Raw genomic sequence first — 21,565 nt, 5'->3', positions numbered from 1 at the left:
TTAATTTGTTATTTATATGAAAATTATACTTGATTTTTTAACTTACCCTTAATTATTAAAAATCCATTTTCCCCTATAATTTGCATAATAAATTATATTTAAAAGGGAATAAAAAGGGAATTTTGACTATATAAGCAAATTACCATTTAGTTCCTTAAATTAGGGACATTTAGATCCTAACAAAAAAAAAAAAAAAAGAGCGCTTAGAGGCGCTAATTTAGAAAGATGTTCAAATAAGGCAAAAGAAAATGAACCTAATGCTGGTTCAAATTCGCAAAATTATCTTTTTGTAGTCATTTGGTATAAAATATGTACATTTTTTGCCATTTTTGAAAGGGTTGCTAGTTCAGTTTTAAATTCCTTTTCAGCAATGAATTTTTTATATTCTTCTTCAGTAGATCAACGTTCAATTACATAAACATCACCTTTGTTTTCAAGTCCATATTCAAAACTTAAGTTAGTATTTTGAATGCAAACTTTCTTGGCAAAAATGTATAAATAATCAATAAAACCTTTTAATTTTTCTTCATCAACTTTATAAAGTGTAGCTCTTGCGTAAATCATATTAACTCCTATTTTTTTACAATTCTTTTAAAAAGAATGTATGAATCTTCTGGTAAGACATTATCAAATTTATGAAAATCATCAATTTTATCCATATCAAAACTATCAATATTTAAAACTTTTGATACTTCCTGGGCTTTTGATTTTAAAACCACTTGTAAGTAGCTTGAAATTGCATAAATTCCATTTAAAAGTCTAATTAAGACTTGCTCAAGTCTTGGAAGATTTTCTTTAAGTGTTCAAGGCGCAGTTTCATCAATATACTTATTAAGTTCGCTTGATAAATTAATTGCAACTTTTAAGGCCTTATCAATTTTGTATTCATCAAAGAGTGAGATAAATTCAACTTTTGAGTTTTTAATTGACTCTTCAATTTTTTGGTCTATTTCTAAGTTAGAAACATTATATTTAATTGGACTATCAAATGAATTACGGTACATTTTGATAGTTCTTGAAATTAAGTTTCCGTAATTATTAATTAATTCACTGTTAATTACATCAACAAAATGCTCTAAATCGAAAATTCCATCTTCACCTAAGCTCATATGAGCCACAAGGTAATATTTAACCATTTCAGGATGGAAACTTTCAAGAAGATCATATGGATCAATTACATTCCCTTTTGATTTAGACATTTTTCCAGTTGGAGTCACGATTCAACCATGACTTTGGATTCTAGTTGGCATTTTTAAATTAAGACCTTTAAGGAAAATAGGTCAATAAATCATGTGGAAACGAGCGATTTCTTTTCCTAAAATATGAACAACTTCAGCATTTTCACTAGCTCAGTATTTATTAAATTCTTCACTACCGCTTGGGTTAGTTGGATCATAACCAAGCATTGTAATATAGTTGCATAAAGCATCTAATCATACATATAAAGTGTGCTCAGGATCTGAAGAAACTGGAATTCCTCAAGATACATTAGTTCTTGTTACCGAAAGATCTTCAACCCCTTTATTTAAGAAGTTATTTTCAATTTCATTAACTGTTTTAAGTGGAGCTAAAAAATTAGGGTGCTCTTTAATGTAATTGATTAATCAATCAGTAAAAAGACTCATTTTGAAAAAGTAAGTTTTTTCTGAAACAAGTACAAGTTCATGACCACTTAATGGGTGAAAAAGCTTGCCATCTTTTTTAACTGCTTGTGTTTCAAGAACAAATTCTTCATCACTAACAGAATATAGCCCTTGATATTCACCTTTGTAAATAAAACCTTTTTCTTTAAAAAATTCGAAAATTTTACTTACGCTATCTTTATGTTTTGGGTTGGTTGTTCTTGAAAAAATATCAAAATCAATTTGATAATCTTTTCATAACTGGTGATATTTCACAACTAAATTATCAACAAAACTTTGAGGATCCATCTTTGATTCAGCAGCTTTTTGAGCTATCTTTTGCCCATGCTCATCGCTACCTGTGAGCATTTTTACATCATAACCTAAGGCTTTTTTGTAATTAGCAATTACTCAAGCTACAGTTGTAGTATATAAATGCCCAATGTGTAAATTTCCACTTGCATAATAAATTGGGGTAGTAATGTAAAATGTTTTTTTCATTTGGAACCTCTTATTCTACAATTAATGGTCTATAAAGTTTTTTCACTTCTTCAGTGTATTCATGATCATTTTTATCTAAATCATGCAAATAAATTGTTGGTAAAAAATGTACACCTCATCCTGATTGATATCTAGCTTCAATAAGCACAAGTTTTGGTTTATCACCAATTCTTGGGGTTAAAAATTGAATCCTTTTTGGTTCAAATTTATATTTACGCATACTTTCAAAAACATCAACCATTCTTTCTACTGGTAAAACTAGAGTTAAAAAACCTTTTTGCTCAATGATTTTGGCACACCCTGAAATTAACTGGTCTAAATTGAGTTTAATTTCATGAGTAGCAATAAGCATTTCCTCAGAAACATTTTTTCTAAACTTAGTTTTATCGTATGGATAAAAAGGCGGATTACAGAAAATAACCGGATATTTTCTTTGCGCATTTTTAGTATGTCAAGACACAAAATCATTGAAATCCTGACAAATTAAGTTAATTTGATCTTCAAGGTTGTTTTCGCTAACGTTAATTTTAGCAACTTCAATAGCTTTTTCTTGGATTTCAACAGCGTCAATTTTAAGATCTTTTTTACGAGCAGCTACAAAAATCGATAGCGCCCCATTGTTAGTTCCAATTTCCAAAGCTCTTTTGTGCTTTTTGTGAAGGTAAATGAAATTACCAAGCAAAATAGTATCAACTGAATAATTAAACATTGATTTATCTTGGTAAATAAATAATTTACCATCATAACCAAGGTAGTTTTTAACTAGTTTTCTTGTTTTTTCCACTTTTAGCTCCAGTGTGCTTAAATCTTAAATTTTCCTTTAAGTTTGATTGGCTTTCTAAGTATTTTGGATATTGGCTCTCTAACACACAATCAACTTTTCCTTCAACAAGATCAACACCAACAACTACAACTTTAACTCAGTCACCAATGTTAAATTTATTTTGACCTACTTTAGCACTTGTAAGTGTTTCATTAGCTTCATATTCACCGTCAAAAAATGAAGTTTTATGAACAAGTCCGCTTGCTTTAAATTCAAAGCTAATGAAGAATCCAAAATTCAAAATACTTTGAATTTGTGCATCAAAAGTTTGTCCAATTTTATCTTTAAGATACTCAGCAAATTTTAAGTCATTTACATCTCTTTCAATTTGCACTGCTTTTTGCTCGCTTTTGGTATTAAGCACTCCATAGTTTTCAATTTCACTTGTGTATGAATCAATATCATCTCTTGAGTGATTGTTGATTAAATATTTTCTAATAGTGCGATGCACAATTAAATCTGGATAACGACGAATTGGGCTAGTAAAATGGCAATAAAAATTTGAAGCAAGACCAAAGTGTCCAACATTATCAGTTGAATAAATCGCTTTTTGCATTGTTCTTAAAAAGCTTAATTTAACAAAATCATCATTTCTTTGATCTTTAATTTGCGCTGCAAATTGTGAGAAAAGTTGTGGATTAATATCACTTAAATCAATATCAGGAAGAGTAAGTCCAATTGCTTTTAATGAATTTTCTAAAGCATTAATCTTTTCAAAATCAGGAATTTCGTGAATTCTATATAAAAGTGGAAGTTTGTTGTCAAAAAGATATTTAGCTACAGTTTCATTAGCTCTAACCATAAAATCTTCAATTAAAACTTCTGAAAATCCACGCTTATGAATCACGATTTCTTTAACACTTCCATCTTCATTAAGTTTAATTTTTGGCTCATCAATTTCAAAATCAATATAACCTTGATTTTCCTTAAATTTATGCAAAATTAAACTAAGTTCTTTAGCTTCATTAAGCATCTTTTTAAGTTCTGACACTTCCTGCTGGTTTGAATATTCTTCTAAGATTGAATTTTCTTTAAAATACTTATCTACTTGTTTATATGTGAGTCTAAATTTACTTTTGATAATTCCTTGGAATATCTTGCAATTAACATTATTTCCAAATTTATCAATTTCCATTTCAGCAGCCATTACAAATCTTTTTTCATTTGGGTTAAGCGAACAAATCCCGTTAGAAAGTTCAAAAGGAAGCATTGGGATTACCCGATCTACAAGATAGATGCTGGTTCCACGTTTAAGGGCTTCTTTATTAATTTCAGTATGCTCTTGCACATAGTAAGAAACATCAGCAATATAAACTCCTAAAAAGTAATTTCCATTAGGAAGTTTTTTAACAGTGATAGCATCATCAAAATCTTTAGTATCATCACCGTCAATTGTAACAATCATTTGATCAGTTAAATCTACCCGGTTACTTTGATCTTCTAAATCAATATTTTGTGGTATTTTGTCAGTTTCATTTTTTAATTCTTCAGGGAAAGCTTCAGGAACTTTGACTTGCTCAATAAAAGCTTTAACAAACACCATTGGATCAGCATCATTGGTAATAACTTTATCAACTTTAATTTCGATGTAGCGCTCTTTATAATCAACAACGCTAGCAGCAACTAAATCATTAACTTTAAACGAAACATTGGAAGGAAGGATAATAAATTTATTATTTTTTAACTTAGCATCAATTGGTTGAAAGAAAACAGTGTTGCTTTTTTCTGTTTTTTTAATAAACCCAACAATTTCGTGAGTGTTTCTTTCTAAAACTTCAGTTACAATTCCATTATTTTGGTCATTTTCATCTCTTGGGTTTTTATAAACATTAACTTGAACTAAATCTCCATTAATTGCGGTTTTGAAATTAAAGTTTTTAACAAAAACACTATCTTTTTCACCTGTTTCTTCATTGATATTATAATCAACAAATCCAAAGGTTCCTTTATTTGAAACATTTAAAAGACCAACAACAGTTTCAATTAATTCAGGGGCATAATAATTATCTTTATTGTCCCTAAAGACTTTATATTCTTTTTGTAATTCATTTAAAATGTCGCTAAGTTCTTTGTTTTTGCTAAATGGAATTTTTAAATCACGGCTTAGCTTCACAAATGAACTATTTTTGCAGCTTTTTAAATACTTTAAAACTTTCTCTTTTATATTCATGTTATTTCATTAAAAATCTTAAAAGAACGGCACCAATGAGTAAAAGCAACCCAAGGGTAAACATTGATCATTTTAAAACTTTTTTACTACCTCTTTCCTTTGATTGTTTAAATAATTCTAAATCTCCGCTACCTACTAAAGCACCTGAAAAACCATTTGAATCTGGCGACATTAAAAAGGAAACAAAAATCATAATAAAACTCATTATTACTAAAACAATTGTTAACGCTTCCATTTTTTCCTTCCTTAGTTATATAAATTTATTTATCTTATAAATAATACCACAATTTGACCTTTTTAAGCACCAACAAAATGGGTGAATCTAATAAAAAAATGTGATGCATTAATTGCATCACAACTAGGATTAAAATCTATTTAAAGTATTGAATTTTTCAGCTTTTTTGATAACTTTTTCTTTAGCATCTGATTCCATTTTTAAAGCTTCTAAAATTGGAATAGCTACTACATCACCTTTTGAAATTCCAATTGCAAGTCCTGATTCTCCATTAAGAAGTTTTTCAACAGCTTTCATACCCATTAATGAAGCTCAAATTCTTTCTTGAGCAGTTGGGCGACCACCTCTTTGGATGTGGTTAAGTGGGTTTGAACGAGTTTCTCAACCTGTTTTTTCTTGGATTCTTTCAGCAAGTTTTTTAATATCATAAAGCTTCTCTGAAACAGCAACAATTACACTTCTTCTTCCTGGTTGCTTGCTAAGATCATATGCTGTATTAATAATTTCTTCTTCGCTTAATTTAGCTTCACTTGTTGAAATAATCTCAGCTCCTGTTGCAAGTCCTGAAAAAAGCGCTAAATCACCACAGTTATTACCCATAATTTCAACTACCATAATTCTTTGATGGCTTCTTGCTGTATCTCTAATTCTATCAATAGCTTCAACAACTGTATTTAAAGCTGTATCGTATCCAATTGTGTAATCACTTGATTTAATATCATTGTCAATTGTTCCTGGAAGTCCAATTGTTTTAACTCCAGCTTCATGAAGTAATTGAGCACCCATGTAGCTTCCATCTCCACCAATAACTACAAGTGCTTCAATTCCATGTTTATTTAAGTTTTCAATAGCTTTAGCGCGCACTTCTGGGTTTTTAAATTCAGGGAAACGAGCTGAATAAATGCATGTTCCACCTTGAGATAAAAAGTAGTCAAGATCAAGCTCATCAGCTTTTTTAATTTGGTCATTGTATAAACCTTTGTACCCTTCAAAAACTACATATGGTTCTAACCCATTTGCTTTAGCGCTTTTAGCAATTGCTCTAAGAGCTGGGTTCATCCCTGGTGCATCACCACCAGATGTTAAAATAGCAATTTTACGCATTAAAATTCCTTCCTAAAATTTAACTTTTTTTGTAAGTTATATTATTTTATTATTTTTTGATAAAAAACAATTTTTTTAATTGATTATTTTGATTTTTACTTGCTTAAATTATAGTAAAATAATTACAAATATAAAGTTATTACATTTATGTAATAACAAAACTTTTAAGATATAAAAAAATGAAAGGTTTTTATGAAAAAAACAATTAACGACTTAATCCTTAAAGGAAAAAAGTTTTAGTTAGAGTTGACTTTAACGTGCCAGTTAAAGATGGTGTTATTACTTCTGTAAAAAGAATTAAAGCTGCTCTTCCAACAATCCAAAAAATTATTAACGATGGTGGAAAAGCTATTTTATTCTCACACCTTGGTAGAGTTAAAGAAGAAGCTGATTTACCAAAAAGAGATTTAAAACCAGTTGCTGTTGAACTTGCACACCAATTAGGCATGCCAGTTAAATTCGTTGAAGTAACACGTGGAGAAGTTCTTGAAAACGCAATTAACTCAATGAACAATGGCGATGTTTTATTAGTACAAAACACACGTTACGAAGACTTAAATGGTAAAGCAGAAAGTAAAAACAACCCAGAACTTGGAAAATACTGAGCAAGTTTAGGTGATGTATTTATTAACGATGCTTTCGGTACAGCACACCGTGCTCACGCTTCAAACGTTGGAATTTCATCTAACATTGCTGAAAGCGCTCTTGGATACTTAATGGAAAAAGAAGTATCATCACTTAGCAAAGCTATTGTAAACCCAGAGCATCCTTATGTTGCTATCATTGGTGGAGCTAAAGTTTCAGATAAAATTCAAGTATTAGAAAACTTAGTAAAAATCGCTGATAAAATGATCATTGGTGGAGCTATGGCTTACACATTCTTAAAAGCACAAGGTAAAAACGTTGGAACATCACTTGTTGAAGATGATTACTTAGAACTTGCTAAAAACTTCTTAGCAAAATATGGTGATAAAGTTGTGCTTCCAGTTGATCATGCTTGTGCAACAAGTTTTGCAGATGTTGAACCTTCAATTCAAGATGGTGAAGTTCAAGATGGATTTATGGGTCTTGACGTTGGTCCTAAAACAATTGCTTTATTTGAAAAAACTCTTGAAGGAGCAAAAACAGTTGTATGAAACGGACCTATGGGTGTTACAGAATTTGAACACTACAAAAATGGTACATTAGCAGTATGTAAAGCAATCGCTGCACTTAAAAATTGTTATTCAGTTGTAGGTGGTGGAGATAGTGTTGCTGCTGTTGAAAAATTAGGAATGGAAGATAAATTCTCACACGTTTCAACAGGTGGTGGAGCATCACTTGAATTACTTCAAGGTGTTAAATTACCAGGTGTTGAAGCTGTTTCAGATAAATAAAAACTAAAATTATGGTTTTACTCACACTTTTTGTGTGAGTTTTTTGCAAATTTTCCACCTTTTAGCCCCTAAATGCAGTCAAAATTCAATAAATTCATAATTTAAAAACAAAAGTTTTAAAATTAAAGTATGGAGGGATGCAAATGAAGAAAAAATGAATTCTTTTAGGAGCTGCTTTAACTTTTCCTTTAGCGCCTTTAATGATGATTGCATGTAATGATCCAAAAACAGCAACTACAAATGCAAATGAGGTGCCAAAACAAGAAGAACCTAAACAAAACATAAGTCAAAACGAAAGTCAAAATAGTAGCGGTACTTCCGAATCAAATCAAACTAATGATGAAAGTAATTCAAGTTCATTAAACCAAAACAATCCTAGCAAAGGAACTTCATCAGATAATAATCAATCCGGTAATGAAGCAGTTTTATTACGTGAGAAAGATTATATTGGTTGAATGAATGTAAATAACTTAGATGAACTTAAATCATACGCGTTATATTTAATCGATTATTTTTATAGACAAGCTAAAAATATTTGAGTACCAAAAGTTACAAAAGTTAAATTAGATCAGCAAGGAAATGCTATTGTTGATGATTTTTCAAGGGAACCAGAAAGAGAACTTCTATCAGATGCAGAAATTCAAAAAATGATCGACACTGATAAAGCAGAAATTAATTCAATGTCAAATGGTGATGAATTAAAAAATAAAATTAAACTTCTTCAAAGAACTATTCTTGAAGATATTAAAAAAACAATTATTGGAAAAGATGGTTATTCATCAGGATTTAATTATTCACAATTATTTTTGAATTTTAAAGATACAGCAAAAGTTTTTATGAAAAGAGCTGGATTTGATGAAGAGAAACTTAGCAAAATTGCCAATGAAGCTCAAAAAATAGCTGAAAATTCTGACGATGGCGGAACTACTCATGGATCTAGAAATATTAAAACAACTTGTCTAGAAGGTTGCAATTATATTTTAGAACACATTGCAAGCATTATCTAATAAAGGTAAAAGAAAAATGCAGATTGCTCTGCATTTTTTGTTTCATTATTTTTCATCTACAACTTCAGCTACATCTTCTTCGGTATTTGAATTTGATGATCCATGTTGTTGTTGAGCAGCATAGTTAGCAAAGTTTTTCATGATGTTTTCAACTTGTTCAAGTTTTACATTTAAAGCTTCGATATCTTTTTTAGCAATTAAATCTTTAAGTTCATTTACTAATTTTTCTGATTCTTCTTTAGCTTTAGCATCTAATTTATCACCTTGTTCACGGTTTGCTTTTTCAATTTGATCAACAAGAGATTCAGCTCTAACGATTGTTTCAACTTCTTCTTTTCTTTTTCTATCAGCTTCTTTGTTAGCTTCAGCTTCTTTAATCATTTTGTTAATTTCTTCTTCTGAAAGTTTTGAAGAATTTTCAATTGTAATTTTTTGTTCTTTATTTGTTTTTAAGTCTTTAGCAGTTACAGTTGTAATTCCATTAACATCAATTGAGAAACTAACTTCAATTTGAGGAATTCCTCTAGGAGCTGGTTCAATTCCTGAAAGGTTGAAGTTACCAAGTCTTTTGTTATCAGCAGCCATTTGTCTTTCACCTTGAACAACGCTAATTGTTACTTCAGTTTGGTTATCAGCAGCTGTTGAGAATACTTGACTTTTTGTTACAGGAATTGTTGTGTTTCTAGGGATAAGAGGTGTTGCAACTCCTCCAAGAGTTTCAATTCCAAGTGTTAAAGGTGTAACATCTAAAAGTAAGATATCATCAATATCACCTGCAAGCACAGCACCTTGAATTGCAGCACCAATTGAAACAACTTCATCAGGGTTAATTGAACGGTTAGGTTCTTTTCCTAATGTTCTTTTTACCATTTCTTGAACAGCTGGCATTCTTGTACTTCCACCAACAAGTAATACTTCATGAAGATCATTTGCTGTAATGTTAGCTTCTTTAAGAGCATCTTCAATAGGTTTTCTTGTTCTATCAAGTAAGTAAGCTGTCATTGATTCAAATTCACTACGTTTTAATTCAAGTTCAACGTTAACTGGTCCATCTGCTGTTACAGCAAGGAAAGGTAAATTAATTGAAGCAACTGATTGACTTGAAAGGTCGATTTTAGCCTTTTCAGCTGTTTCTTTTAAACGAGCCATAGCCATTTTATCATTTGAAGCATCGAAATTGTATTTTTCTTTAATTTCTTTAATCATTCATTTTACAATTTCGTTATCTCAATCATCTCCCCCAAGGTGGTTATCACCACTTGTTGAAAGAACTTCAAATGTTCCATCTTCAAGTTCTAACACAGAAACGTCAAATGTTCCTCCCCCAAGGTCATACACTAACACTTTCATTGATTTTTCTGTTTTATCAAGTCCGAAAGCAAGAGCAGCAGCTGTAGGTTCGTTAATAATACGTAAAACATCTAAACCAGCGATTTTACCAGCGATTTTTGTAGCTTCACGTTGAGCATTATCAAAGTAAGCAGGCACTGTAATAACAGCTTTTGATACTTTTTGCCCAAGTTTTTTCTCAGCATATTCTTTCATGTAAGATAAAATCATTGCTGAAATTTCTTCTGGTTTGTATTCTTTTCCGTTAGCTTTTACAGTTTGGTTTGTTCCCATTAATCTTTTAATTGAAACGATTGTATTTGGGTTTGTTTCAACTTGTCTTTTAGCAACTTCTCCAACTACAATTTCACCATTTTTAAAACTTACTACAGAAGGTGTTGTTCTTTTTCCATTTGGGTTTTCTAAAACAACAGGGTTTTTGTCTTCTACAACAGAAACAACAGAGTTTGTTGTTCCAAGGTCAATTCCTAAAATAATTTCTTTAGCCATTTTCACTCCTTTTAGCACAAATAAATGTGCATAAAATCTAAATTTCTTTTTTATATATTAATTATTATATCATAATTTTAGCAATCTCATAATTAATTTGCTAAATTTTTATTAATAATTACGGTAGCTGGTTTTACCACTCTATCACCAACTTTAACACCAAAGCGAACTACCTTAACAATTTCTTCATTTGCTAAGTTACTATTTTCTACTACATCAATAGCCTCTTGTTCATGTGCATTAAAACTTTGACCAACTTCAGGATAAATCACTGTAACGTCATTATTAGCAAATACGTTTTCAAATTGACGCTTTACAATGTCAAATCCAATGCAATAGTTTCTAAGAGTGATATCATCGCTATTTTCACCAGATTTAGCAGCAAGTACAAAATTGTTAAATGGTTCCATTAAATCTTCAACAAAAGAAGATAAAGCGTATTTTTTTGCTTCTTTTTTTTCGGCTTCATATTTAGCGACTCTTTTTTCAATTTCTTGATCAAGCTGTGCTTTAGCAAGTGATTGAAATTCTTCAGCTTTTCTTTTGAATGCTTCTGCTTGAAGCATAAGTTCTTTTTCTTTAATCACTAATTGACTTTGAACTTTGGCAAGTTCTTTTTCAAGTTCAGCAACCTTTTCATCTTTTTCATTAATTTTCATTTCAAAGTGCTTTTTGTGAGACACTTTTAAGTCAATAATTGTGATAAGAACACTTTTACCAGCTACAAGTTCATCTTCATAATTTTTTGGAAAAGTAAATTTTACTTCCATATTTTTATATATCTTACGATTTACTAATAACTTGTCAAATTTTGGTAAATATTCATCTTTACCAAGTTCAATTTGCTTTTCACCGCTGTATTTTGAAATAACTTCGCCATTTGCAAGCATTTCAAAATAACCACTAAGTTTATCTCCGATTTTTAAGTGTTCTTTATTGTTTCTATTAAACATAAAATTTAACCTCTTTATTTATTTTTATCTTCACTAGTATTTAAAAAATCTTCAAGCAATGCAATTGCTACTTTCATTTTAGGTAAGTTTTTAGTATTAGTACCTACTGCTGAAATTTCAGCAATGTGATATTTTTGTGAATCAATTTTCTTAGAAATAAGTGCTGTTGAATCATTAACATTAATTTTAGTAGTTTCATTAGTTTTATGTTTTGCATTAATATCTTCTCAAACAGAATAATTCTCAATTAAATCAATCAATTTAACTAATTCCTGGCGGTTAATATCACGATTTAAAATGATGTTGTTTTTTCCATATATTTTATTTTGAGTATTTTCTTGGATAATTCCTTTAAAAACTTGGTTAACAAATGATTCTAAAACATTTTGATAATTTTGGACAGCTTGCGAAAGCGGTTCTCTAAGCAAGTCAGTTTTAGTAATTAAATCACAAATTTTAGTATCTATTAAACGCTCTTTAAAGATATTTACCGCTATTTTTAAATCTGAAATTGAAATTTCACTAGAATTGAAATTTAAGATCTTTGAATGCACTTTTCCACTTGAAACCACCATTACAATAGTAGCTGCTGATTCTGAAAGCGGAATTAATTCAAGCCCTTTCATTGTTTCTTCTTCATTAATGTTAACATTAGTAGTAACAAGGGTAATTCCAGTTATTTCCGAAATAACCTCAGCTGCTTTATCAACAGTTTGCTCAATTTCTCCCTTTTTTTGAGCAAACTTTTGCTTAATTTCTTCTTCTATTTTTTTAATTCATTTGTTTTTATCTGAATCAAGAAGAAACTTAGAATAATAATCAATCCCTTTAATTGTTGGTTTTCTACCAGCTGAAGAGTGGCTTTTTTCTAAGTAATCTTCAAGTTCTAAATCACTCATTTGGTAGCGAATTTTAGCACTAGAAGAATTAATTAAACCTTTACTTTTTTTAAGTATTAATGAGCTACTTACAGCTTCACCTTCTTCAATGAAAATCTCCACTGTTCTTTTAAGGATGTTTTCATATTCTTCAGTAAGCCTTAGTTGATCATCAATTTGGGTGTACATTTTTTTAGCACTTGCATTACTTATTTTCATATTTACTATTATAGCATTAACTAGCAAATTTAGCAAAATAATTTTTTATTTGCTAAATCTTAAATATTGGAAGATTTTGCGCAATTTAAAAATTTTGTAATTAACATTTAGGATCTTTAAGGTATAAAACCTAATAAAAAACCATGCTAGTTTTAGCATGGAATTTAATGTCAATTAATTATTTTTTTCAGCATTGTATCTTCTAACTTCACTAGCACAATCATCAATAACTGCTTCTACATCAGCAAAGCTATCAAGCATACATCCAGAAGCTCTTTCGTGTCCTCCACCGCCTCATTTAACCGCAACATTACGGACAATTGGCCCATTTGAACGGAACTCAACTCTAATTTTTCCACTCCTAACTTTGACACTTTGGTCTTTTTTAAGACTTTTTGAATTTCTTAATATATTACATATATTAAGAAATTTTTTATTTTTTTATTTCATATATAGTAAATATATGGTATAATATGGTAAAAAGGACAAATTATGGCATCAGTACAAATCATCAAAAAGAATAAAACACAATATGTAAGAATCGTAGAATCATATTGAGATAAAGAAACTAAAAAACCAAAAATTAGAGAAGTAAAATTTTTAGGTAAATTAGAAGATCTTACAAAAGATAATCCAAACTTCATTGAAGAATTAAAAGAATCTGTTAGTTCAAAGAAAAATCAAAAACAAAAAGATAGAAACGAACAAATTTTACAAATCATGAATTCTTTAAAATTGGACAAATTTAAAGGAACAGAAATTAAAGGATATGGAAATTTAGTTTACGAAGAAATCATAAATTATCTAGAATTACCAAATTTCTTAAATGACTTACAAAAGAAAAATAGTAGGTCAAAATATGACCTAGCATCAATTACAAAAATGCTAATTTTAACAAGAATTTTAGAACCATCTTCTAAAAGAAGTTCAGTTGAAAAAATTAAAAAATATTGATACAAATTTGATGATAGTTTGAAAGACATTTATAGATCACTTGAGTTTTTACAGGATAAAAAAGCGGATATTTTAAAACATTTAAATGAACAATTTGTAGACAAAATTAACAGAAATTTAACATTCTGTTTCTATGACGTTACAACTGTTTATTTTGAAAGTTTTATACCTGATGAACTTAGAAAATTTGGTTTTTCAAAAGACAATAAAGTTAACCAAACTCAAGTTGTTTTAGGTCTTTTAATCGACGATATGGGAATACCGATTTATTATGATTTATTCCCTGGAAACACATCTGATTTCTTGACTTTAAAACCTGTTTTAGAGAATATAAAAAGAGACTTAGGTATAGATAAAATTACTATTGTTGCAGATAGAGGTTTAAACTCAAAAAGTAACTTATTAGCCATAAAACAAGCAGGATACGATTACATAATGGCTTACAAAATCAAAGGTAAAGAAAATAAAATTGAAGGAATTTATGATCTTGATACATATAAAATGATGTATGAAGAATTCAGTGTGAAAAAACAAGATCACAAAGAGCTTTTTAAATCTAATAATACCTTTTATGAAATTGACAATAAACTGATTTTAACTTTCTCTGGAAAGAGACAAAGAAAAGATAAAAAAGATCGTGAAAGACTTATTAAAAAAGCTGAAAAATTACTCAATTTATCAGCTATAAAATCAGAAATGAAAAGAGGTGGTAAGAAGTATTTAAAACTTTCAGCTAACGAAGTTGAGTTAGATCATCAAGCGATTTTGAAAGATGAAGCCGCAGATGGATTTTATGGAATTTTAACATCTCATGAAGATATGGATGAAATGGAAATTATTGAACAATATTCAAAACTTTGAAAAATAGAAGAAAGTTTTAGAGTGATGAAAACAAACTTTGAAGTAAGACCAATTTATCTTTCAACTGAAAAGACAATCAAAGGACATTTTTTAATTTGCTTCCTTGCACTCACGATTCAAAGATATTTAGAATTTGTTCTTGAATATTGTGGTTATCCGCTTCCTACGAATAAAATAATTGAATCAATTAAAAATCAAAAATTATCAATTATCCCAGAAATAAATACTTATATTAAATCAGAAGAATCTGAAGAGTTCAAAACTATATTAAAAGTTCTTGGACTTAAACCAATTGAAACTATTGGTAAATGTGAAGACGTAAAATTTACTATATAGGAATTGTGATATAAAAACGACGAATAGCTCTATATTGTAGGGTTATTCGTCGTTTTAAGTTTTAAAAGTGTCAAACTTAGGAAAAACCATGCTAGTTTTAGCATGGAATTTAATGTCAATTAATTATTTTTTTCAGCATTGTATCTTCTAACTTCACTAGCACAATCATCAATAACTGCTTCTACATCAGCAAAGCTATCAAGCATACATCCAGAAGCTCTTTCGTGTCCTCCACCGCCTCATTTAACCGCAACATTACGGACAATTGGCCCATTTGAACGGAACTCAACTCTAATTTTTCCACTCTCTTCTTCAGTGAATTGAACTCAAATTGGGTATCCATCAATATTAGCAATTAAGTTAGGTCTTACTGAAGTTTGTGGTGTTTTACCCATTTTTAAAGTAGTTGCTAAATCATTTTGAATATAAGCAACTGAATCACGAGTTTTAAGGGTGCTCATAATTCAAGATTGGAACTGTAAATCGTTTAAACTAGTTTTAGCTAAGTTTTGGTGAATTAAATCAGTATTAAGTCCATTTTCATATAAATGAGCAGCAAGTTTTAATGTTCTGCTTGTTGTGTTGTTGTATAAAAATCTTCCACTATCTGTGTTAATTCCAAGATAAAGTAAGTTTGCAGCTTTTGGAGTGATTGTTCAATTATTTTCGTATGCAATTTCAGTAACCATTTCATCAGCTGCTACATATGAACTATCTACTCAACGAGTGCAATTATCTAAATCATCTTCGTTTGGATGATGATCAATTCTAATTGTTTCTGGGAAAAGATTTGCATCAAGAACCTCACGGCACTCAATTCTATCTTTAAAGTTAGCATCAACAATTACTCCAAGTGAGTTTTGAAGAATTTCTTTGCTTGGAATTTCATCATGAGCTAAGTTAAGAAATGCAAATGAATTTTTTGCATCACCAATAGCATAAACTTTTTTATTTGGAAAGTTAGTTTCAAGAAGTTCTTTAAGTCCAAATTGAGAACCAAGACAATCTCCATCAGGACGAATGTGATGAAAAATAACAATGCTATCGTATTTTAAAAGTTTGTCTGTTACTTCTTTTAATGATCCAATTTGCATTATTTTTCTTCCTCAAATCTTACAATTTCTTCGTTTAAGTTTTTAAGAACATCACTAACTTGATCTCAGCTAGAAAGTGTAATTCCAGCAGCATTATCGTGTCCACCACCATTGTATAAACGAGCTACTTTATTTACAAGTGGTCCATTTGAACGTAATCTACCACGAACATTTCCATCTTCAAGTTGAACAAATAAAGCTCAACAAGAATTATCTTCAATGTTTCCAATTTCATTAACAAATTGTGCAGCTTCAAATGAGTTATATCCAAATTTATCTAAAACATCTTGAGTAATTTCGTAGTATAAAACTCTTCCATCTTTTTTAAATCCACTTAGAATGTTTCCAATAAATTTAATTTGTTTTGAAGTTCTTTTTGACATTTCTCTAAGAATTTCTTTAGGGTGGAAGTTAGCTTCTTTCATTAAAAAAGCCACAAGTTCATGAGTTCTAGCTGAAGTTTCAGGATATAAGAATCTTCCACTATCTGTGTTTATTCCAAGGTAAATATAGCCAGCAGCTTCTTTAGTTACTTTCATTTTACCTTCATAAGCAATTTTAGCAATCATTTCAGCTGCAGCTGCATAATATTCATCAACTCAAAGATAGTCATATTTAATATCACTATCATTTGGATGGTGGTCAATTCTTAATTTGGCAGTTGTTTTATTTTCGTATAAAAGCTCTGCGCATTCGATTCTATCACCTGAAGAAGCATCAACAACAATTCCAAGTGAATTAGTAAAATCAACATCTTCGATTTTGTTAAATTCAAAATTCATAAACGGGAATGAACCTTGTGCATCACCTACTTTAAATACTTTTTTATCTGGGAAGTTGGTTTTAATAAGTTCAGCAAGTCCAGCTTGAGAACCAAGACAATCTCCATCAGGACGAATGTGATGGAAAATAACAATATTGTCATATTTTTTAATTGCATCAATAGCAACTTGTGCGTTACCAATTATCATAAAAACACCTTTCTAAATTATTTAATTTTGATAATAAAAATAATTAACTTTAATAGTTAACCAATCTATTAAAATTTTACTAAATTCTTAGCCTTTCAATATTTATTTTAAGGTGCAAATTTGATGTTAAATGATATTGTTTTGATCTTATAAAATTTACTAAAACTTAGATTTTAAATAAAAATTTCATTTGAAAGTTTCAATTAAATAAATTAAGATAAAATTTTAAATAGATAAATGAAGAAATTTAATATTAACAAAAAGGAGTAATCAATGGACAATAAAAAAGAATTAGAAAGAAACGAATTACACACAAGTATTTGAAAGATAGCTGACGAACTTAGAGGGAGCGTTGATGGGTGAGATTTCAAAAACTACGTGCTTGGTGCAATGTTTTACCGTTTCCTTTCAGAAAAAATGGTCAGAGAATTTAACAATAGACAAGCTGAAGCTGATGATGTAGATTTTGATTATGAAAAATATGAAGGGCAAATTCCTGAAGAAGCTAAAAATGAAATAGCAAGAGAAATAGGGTTTTTCATTGATAGCAAAGACCTTTTTGCTAATGTTGTTAAAAACGCTGAATATGATGAAAATTTAAACGAAACTTTAAAAAGAATTTTCGATTCAATTGAACGCTCTTCAAGAGGAAAAGATAGTGAAGATGATTTCAAAGGTCTTTTCCAAGATTTTGACGTAAATAACAACAAATTAGGTGATACAGTGCCAAAAAGAAACAATATCCTTGTGAAGCTTTTAAAAGGAATTCAAAGCATGAACCTTGGAAACTTAAAGGATAATTCAATTGATGTTTTTGGTGATGCTTATGAATATTTAATGGGTATGTATGCATCAAATGCTGGTAAAAGTGGTGGTGAATACTTTACACCTCAAGAAGTAAGTAACTTGCTTGTTAAATTAGCAATTGGTGATAAAAAAACAAGTTAAAAATGTTTATGACATGTGTGCTGGTTCAGGATCGCTACTTTTACAAGCGGTTAAGATTTTGGGTGCAAAAAACATCACTAGTGGTGTTTATGGACAAGAAATTAACGTTACAACATTCAACCTTTGCAGAATGAATATGTTCCTTCACGATATGGATTTTGATAAGTTTCACATTTACTGTGATGATACTTTAACACATCCAAAAGAATGAAATACATTCTTTGATGTAATTGTTTCTAACCCTCCATATTCAATTAGCTGAAATGACAAAAATGATAAAACTTTAATTAATGACCCGCGTTTTACTGGTCCTGGGGTGCTTGCTCCTAGATCAAAAGCTGATTGAGCTTTTGTGCTTCATGCTTTAAATAACTTATCTTCAGAAGGAGTGGCTTCTATTGTTTGTTTCCCTGGAATTATGTACCGTGGTGGAGCTGAACAAAAAATTCGTAAATATTTAATTGACAATAACTTTGTAGATTCAATTATCCAACTTCCTGATAATTTATTCTTTGGGACAGGAATTGCAACTTGCGTTTTAGTGCTTAAAAAGAATAGAAAAGATACTGATGTCACATTTATTGATGCTTCAAGTTTCTTTGTTAAAAAATCTAAGAAAAACAAACTTACAGATGAAAATATCGGACATATTTTAGATTTATACGGTAAAAAAGAAGACTTACAAAACTTTGTTAAAGTTGCTTCATATGACCAAATTAAAGAGAACGATTACAACCTTTCTGTAAATTCATATGTTGAAAAAGAAGAGAGAAAAGAAGCTATTGATATTAAAAAACTTAACGCAGAACTTAAAGAAATTGTTGCTCGTCAAGATGTTTTACGTAGCGAAATTGATAAAATCATTAATGAACTTGAAGGTGAAGAATAATTAATTTATTTGAATAGTTACTTAAAAAAGAAACACTAAATAGTGATTCAACAAAATACAAAACAATTGAACCAGGACACGAAATATGAATGTGTCCATATTTCGTGTCCTGGTTTATACCAGTATTATTGGAATGCTATTTTTAAGTGTCTAGATAATTAACGCAACCATTAAAAAAAGAAAGAGAGTAATTATGAAATTATTTGAAGAATTACTTAATAATGAAAAAGTTGATTGAAACAAATGTTTATTCCAATTAGATGAAATTTCTGAATTTTATTCAGGTTTAAAAGGAAAAAAGAAAGAACATTTCCAAAATGGTAATAAAAAATTTGTAACATTTAAACATATATACGAAAATTTAAGTATAAACTTCAACGCTTTAAATGACTATGTTTTAGTTCAAGAAAATGAAAATCAAAACCCTATAAAATTAAACGATATTCTTTTTACAGGTTCATCAGAAAATAATGATGACAGCGGAATGACTTGTGTTGTTAATAAGGAAATAGATGAAGATGTTTATTTAAATAGTTTTTCATTTGGGTGCAGAATAAATAAAGATATCGAAGTAAATCCTGATTATTTAAAATACCTTTTTAGATCTTCTTATGTGAGAAATCAAATAAATAAATGTGTCTCAGGTGTCACAAGATTTAACATCTCTAAAGAAAAATTAAAGAAAATTAAAGTAATAATCCCTCCTATTAAAATACAAAATAAAATAGCTTCAATTCTTAATAAATTTACCGAGTATTCAGCGGAGCTGAAGGCGGAGCTGAAGGCGGAGCTGAAGGCGAGGGACGAGCAATATAAATTTTATAGAGACAAATTGTTATCAAATAACAATTTGTCCAATGACGCAAGCATCATTGAAAAAAAACTTTATGAAGTTACGGTTTGAGACAAAACATTTACAGAATTTCCTAAAGAAAAACAGATAAAAAATAATGTTAAATATGAATATTTATATGCATCGGAAATAGAAAAAATCAAACAAGAAAAAGGTGATGTGAAAATAATCACAACTTATCCTTCTGAACTCTACTTAAATTCTGAGAATTACAATGGGAAAATTTATGAAGAAGAAGCTATTTTTATCCCTGGTGGTGGAAATTTAAGTATTCAGTACTATAATGGTAAATTCGTCACAAGTGATAATAGAATTTGCAAGTCTTTTGATACAAATATTTTAAGTACAAAATTTATCTATCACTATATGTTATCTATAAAAGATACATTGGCCTGTTTTTATAGAGGAAGTGGGATAAAGCACCCTTATATGCCGGATATTTTAAAATTAAGTATTAAAATACCATCTTTAAAAACTCAAGAGAAAATAGTCAAAGTTCTTGATAATTTTGAAGCTATTTGTAAAGATTTAAATATCGGACTCCCTGCTGAAGAAGTGAAAAGACAAGAGCAATACCAATATTATCGTGATGCAATTTTCAAATACCTTGAAACTGGAATTATAGATAATAAAGGTATTGGAGAGAGAGAGAGAGAGAGCGGATTAATTAGAATCCTTTGATTTATTTTTGATAAAATTCGCCTTAACATAAGCTCAATTATTCAAGATTCATTTTGAATTATGCCTTCTACTCCAAATTTTGTAGAAAACGGAGTTCCTTTTATAACATCTAAAAATATAAAAGATGGACGTATTGACTTTGACAATGTTTCATATATTTCAGAAAATGATTATCTTGACATTTCTAAAAATAGAAAGATTACCAAAAAAGATATACTGATAACTATGATAGGCACAATTGGTGAGTTAGCCATTGTAAAAGAGCAAAAAGATTTTTATGGACAAAATTTATTTTTAGTTAGAATGAACAATAAAATAGTTTTAGATGAATTCTTTAGACACTTATTTATTTCATCTTCAACACAGAATAAGTTAACAAATTCTCAGCAAAATTCAAATCAAGGATATTTAAGAAAATCTAATATTTTAGATTTAAATTTTGATATCCCATCTCTAGAAACTCAAGAAAAAATAGTTAAAGTTCTTGATAATTTCGAAGCTATTTGTAAAGACTTAAACATTGGTCTTCCTGCTGAAGAAGTAAAAAGACAAGAGCAATACCAATATTATCGTGACGCAATTTTCAAATACCTTGAAACTGGAATTATAGATAATAAAGGTATTGGAGAGAGAGAGAGAGAGAGAGCGGATTAATTAGAATCCTTTGATTTATTTTTGATAACATCATAGTTGAGAGAGAAGTTGGTCAAATTTGTAAGATAAAAAGAGGGAGAGTAATTAATAAATTGGAGATTATTGAAAATCCTGGTATTTATCCAGTGTATTCTTCACAAACGAAAAATGAAGGTGAGTTAGGTAGAATTGGTACATATGATTTTGACGGCGAATATGTCACTTGAACTACTGATGGTTATGCTGGAACTGTTTTTTATAGAAATGGTAAGTTCAACATAACAAATGTTTGTGGTTTATTGGATGTTAATAAGGAAATTGTTCTCCCGAAATACTTATATTACTACTTAACAATAGAAGCTCCTAAATACGCAGATAAAACTTTTTCTAATGGTAAATTAATGTCTAATGTTATGAAAGAAATAAAGATTTCATTTCCTTCGATAAAAACTCAAGAAAAAATAGTTAAAGTTCTTGATAATTTTGAAGCTATTTGTAAAGATTTAAATATTGGACTTCCTGTTGAAGAAGTCAAAAGACAACAGCAATACGGGTATTATCGAGATGCAATCTTTAATTATCTAGAAAATGAAACTAAATAGAAATTTATTAAATGAA

At 29.4% G+C, this 21,565-nt stretch carries 17 protein-coding genes and 2 pseudogenes; 7 read left to right on the top strand and 12 right to left on the bottom strand.

What is annotated here, in order from left to right; translation table 4 throughout:
• Positions 1-279 precede the first annotated feature (279 nt).
• The 6 genes from GOQ20_RS02720 to pfkA form a co-directional block, all read right to left on the bottom strand.
• A complete protein-coding gene (locus GOQ20_RS02720; protein ID WP_129620591.1) occupies positions 280-564 on the bottom strand; it encodes an antibiotic biosynthesis monooxygenase in 285 nt (94 codons plus the stop codon).
• Between the two features lie 8 nt (positions 565-572).
• Positions 573-2,123, bottom strand: coding sequence for a methionine--tRNA ligase (gene metG, locus GOQ20_RS02715; RefSeq protein ID WP_167845298.1), 1,551 nt, complete (start codon positions 2,121-2,123; stop codon positions 573-575).
• A 10-nt stretch (positions 2,124-2,133) separates the two neighbouring features.
• Positions 2,134-2,907: a tRNA1(Val) (adenine(37)-N6)-methyltransferase gene (locus tag GOQ20_RS02710; protein WP_233091207.1), complete on the bottom strand. Its 774-nt coding sequence runs from the start codon at positions 2,905-2,907 to the stop codon at positions 2,134-2,136.
• The gene (gene rnr, locus GOQ20_RS02705; protein WP_167845297.1) at positions 2,882-5,116 is read right to left on the bottom strand and encodes a ribonuclease R; all 2,235 of its coding nucleotides are present in this window, start codon (positions 5,114-5,116) and stop codon (positions 2,882-2,884) included. Before rnr ends, GOQ20_RS02710 begins: the two co-directional genes overlap by 26 nt.
• Position 5,117: 1 nt before the next feature.
• Positions 5,118-5,351 carry a preprotein translocase subunit SecG gene (gene secG, locus GOQ20_RS02700; RefSeq protein ID WP_129620588.1) on the bottom strand — a complete coding sequence of 78 codons (234 nt, stop codon included), beginning with the start codon at positions 5,349-5,351 and terminating at the stop codon, positions 5,118-5,120.
• A 129-nt stretch (positions 5,352-5,480) separates the two neighbouring features.
• Positions 5,481-6,455 carry a 6-phosphofructokinase gene (gene pfkA / locus GOQ20_RS02695; protein WP_167845296.1) on the bottom strand — a complete coding sequence of 325 codons (975 nt, stop codon included), beginning with the start codon at positions 6,453-6,455 and terminating at the stop codon, positions 5,481-5,483.
• A 192-nt stretch (positions 6,456-6,647) separates the two neighbouring features.
• Here pfkA and GOQ20_RS02690 point away from each other — a divergent pair.
• Positions 6,648-7,831, top strand: a pseudogene (locus tag GOQ20_RS02690) (phosphoglycerate kinase).
• 143 nt (positions 7,832-7,974) lie between these two features.
• Positions 7,975-8,838: a hypothetical protein gene (locus GOQ20_RS02685; RefSeq protein WP_167845295.1), complete on the top strand. Its 864-nt coding sequence runs from the start codon at positions 7,975-7,977 to the stop codon at positions 8,836-8,838.
• Between the two features lie 45 nt (positions 8,839-8,883).
• On the opposite strand, the gene dnaK is transcribed toward GOQ20_RS02685, so the two are convergent.
• From dnaK to GOQ20_RS04855, 4 genes and pseudogenes are all read right to left on the bottom strand, one after another.
• Entirely contained in the window at positions 8,884-10,677 is a 1,794-nt protein-coding gene (gene dnaK / locus GOQ20_RS02680) for a molecular chaperone DnaK (RefSeq protein WP_167845294.1), read from the bottom strand.
• Positions 10,678-10,769: 92 nt separating this feature from the next.
• Complete coding sequence (gene grpE / locus GOQ20_RS02675; protein ID WP_167845293.1) at positions 10,770-11,630, bottom strand: nucleotide exchange factor GrpE; 861 nt, start codon at positions 11,628-11,630, stop codon at positions 10,770-10,772.
• A gap of 14 nt (positions 11,631-11,644) precedes the next feature.
• Positions 11,645-12,727 carry a heat-inducible transcriptional repressor HrcA gene (locus tag GOQ20_RS02670; RefSeq protein ID WP_167845292.1) on the bottom strand — a complete coding sequence of 361 codons (1,083 nt, stop codon included), beginning with the start codon at positions 12,725-12,727 and terminating at the stop codon, positions 11,645-11,647.
• A gap of 174 nt (positions 12,728-12,901) precedes the next feature.
• Positions 12,902-13,084: pseudogene (locus GOQ20_RS04855) on the bottom strand (DHH family phosphoesterase); the annotation flags it as partial.
• Between the two features lie 135 nt (positions 13,085-13,219).
• Between GOQ20_RS04855 and GOQ20_RS02660 the strand changes: the two are divergent.
• Positions 13,220-14,878 carry an IS1634 family transposase gene (locus tag GOQ20_RS02660; RefSeq protein ID WP_167845019.1) on the top strand — a complete coding sequence of 553 codons (1,659 nt, stop codon included), beginning with the start codon at positions 13,220-13,222 and terminating at the stop codon, positions 14,876-14,878.
• 119 nt (positions 14,879-14,997) lie between these two features.
• Here the strand turns inward: GOQ20_RS02660 and GOQ20_RS02655 are convergent, their stop codons facing one another.
• Together GOQ20_RS02655 and GOQ20_RS02650 are read right to left on the bottom strand one after the other, a co-directional pair.
• Positions 14,998-15,972 (bottom strand): DHH family phosphoesterase, encoded by a 975-nt coding sequence (locus tag GOQ20_RS02655; protein ID WP_167845291.1) that lies wholly within the window; start codon positions 15,970-15,972, stop codon positions 14,998-15,000.
• Positions 15,972-16,943 carry a DHH family phosphoesterase gene (locus GOQ20_RS02650; RefSeq protein WP_167845290.1) on the bottom strand — a complete coding sequence of 324 codons (972 nt, stop codon included), beginning with the start codon at positions 16,941-16,943 and terminating at the stop codon, positions 15,972-15,974. The genes GOQ20_RS02655 and GOQ20_RS02650 overlap by 1 nt, the downstream gene beginning before the upstream one ends.
• 273 nt (positions 16,944-17,216) lie before the next feature.
• Here GOQ20_RS02650 and GOQ20_RS04745 point away from each other — a divergent pair, with 273 nt between their 5' ends.
• The 4 genes from GOQ20_RS04745 (at position 17,217) to GOQ20_RS02635 (ending at position 21,549) form a co-directional block, all read left to right on the top strand.
• The gene (locus GOQ20_RS04745; protein WP_268896780.1) at positions 17,217-17,891 is read left to right on the top strand and encodes a type I restriction-modification system subunit M; all 675 of its coding nucleotides are present in this window, start codon (positions 17,217-17,219) and stop codon (positions 17,889-17,891) included.
• Positions 17,872-18,780 (top strand): type I restriction-modification system subunit M, encoded by a 909-nt coding sequence (locus GOQ20_RS04740; RefSeq protein WP_268896779.1) that lies wholly within the window; start codon positions 17,872-17,874, stop codon positions 18,778-18,780. Before GOQ20_RS04745 ends, GOQ20_RS04740 begins: the two co-directional genes overlap by 20 nt.
• 193 nt (positions 18,781-18,973) lie before the next feature.
• Complete coding sequence (locus tag GOQ20_RS02640; RefSeq protein WP_167845289.1) at positions 18,974-20,968, top strand: restriction endonuclease subunit S; 1,995 nt, start codon at positions 18,974-18,976, stop codon at positions 20,966-20,968.
• The gene (locus GOQ20_RS02635) at positions 20,965-21,549 is read left to right on the top strand and encodes a restriction endonuclease subunit S (RefSeq protein ID WP_318028596.1); all 585 of its coding nucleotides are present in this window, start codon (positions 20,965-20,967) and stop codon (positions 21,547-21,549) included. The genes GOQ20_RS02640 and GOQ20_RS02635 overlap by 4 nt, the downstream gene beginning before the upstream one ends.
• Positions 21,550-21,565 lie beyond the last annotated feature (16 nt).

This window comes from Mycoplasmopsis gallinacea (genome assembly GCF_012220205.1).
GTDB lineage: Bacteria > Bacillota_I > Bacilli_A > Mycoplasmatales > Metamycoplasmataceae > Mycoplasmopsis > Mycoplasmopsis gallinacea_A.
The sequence above is the reverse complement of the archived record's forward strand: the minus strand, read 5'-3'. Positions and strand labels throughout refer to the sequence as shown.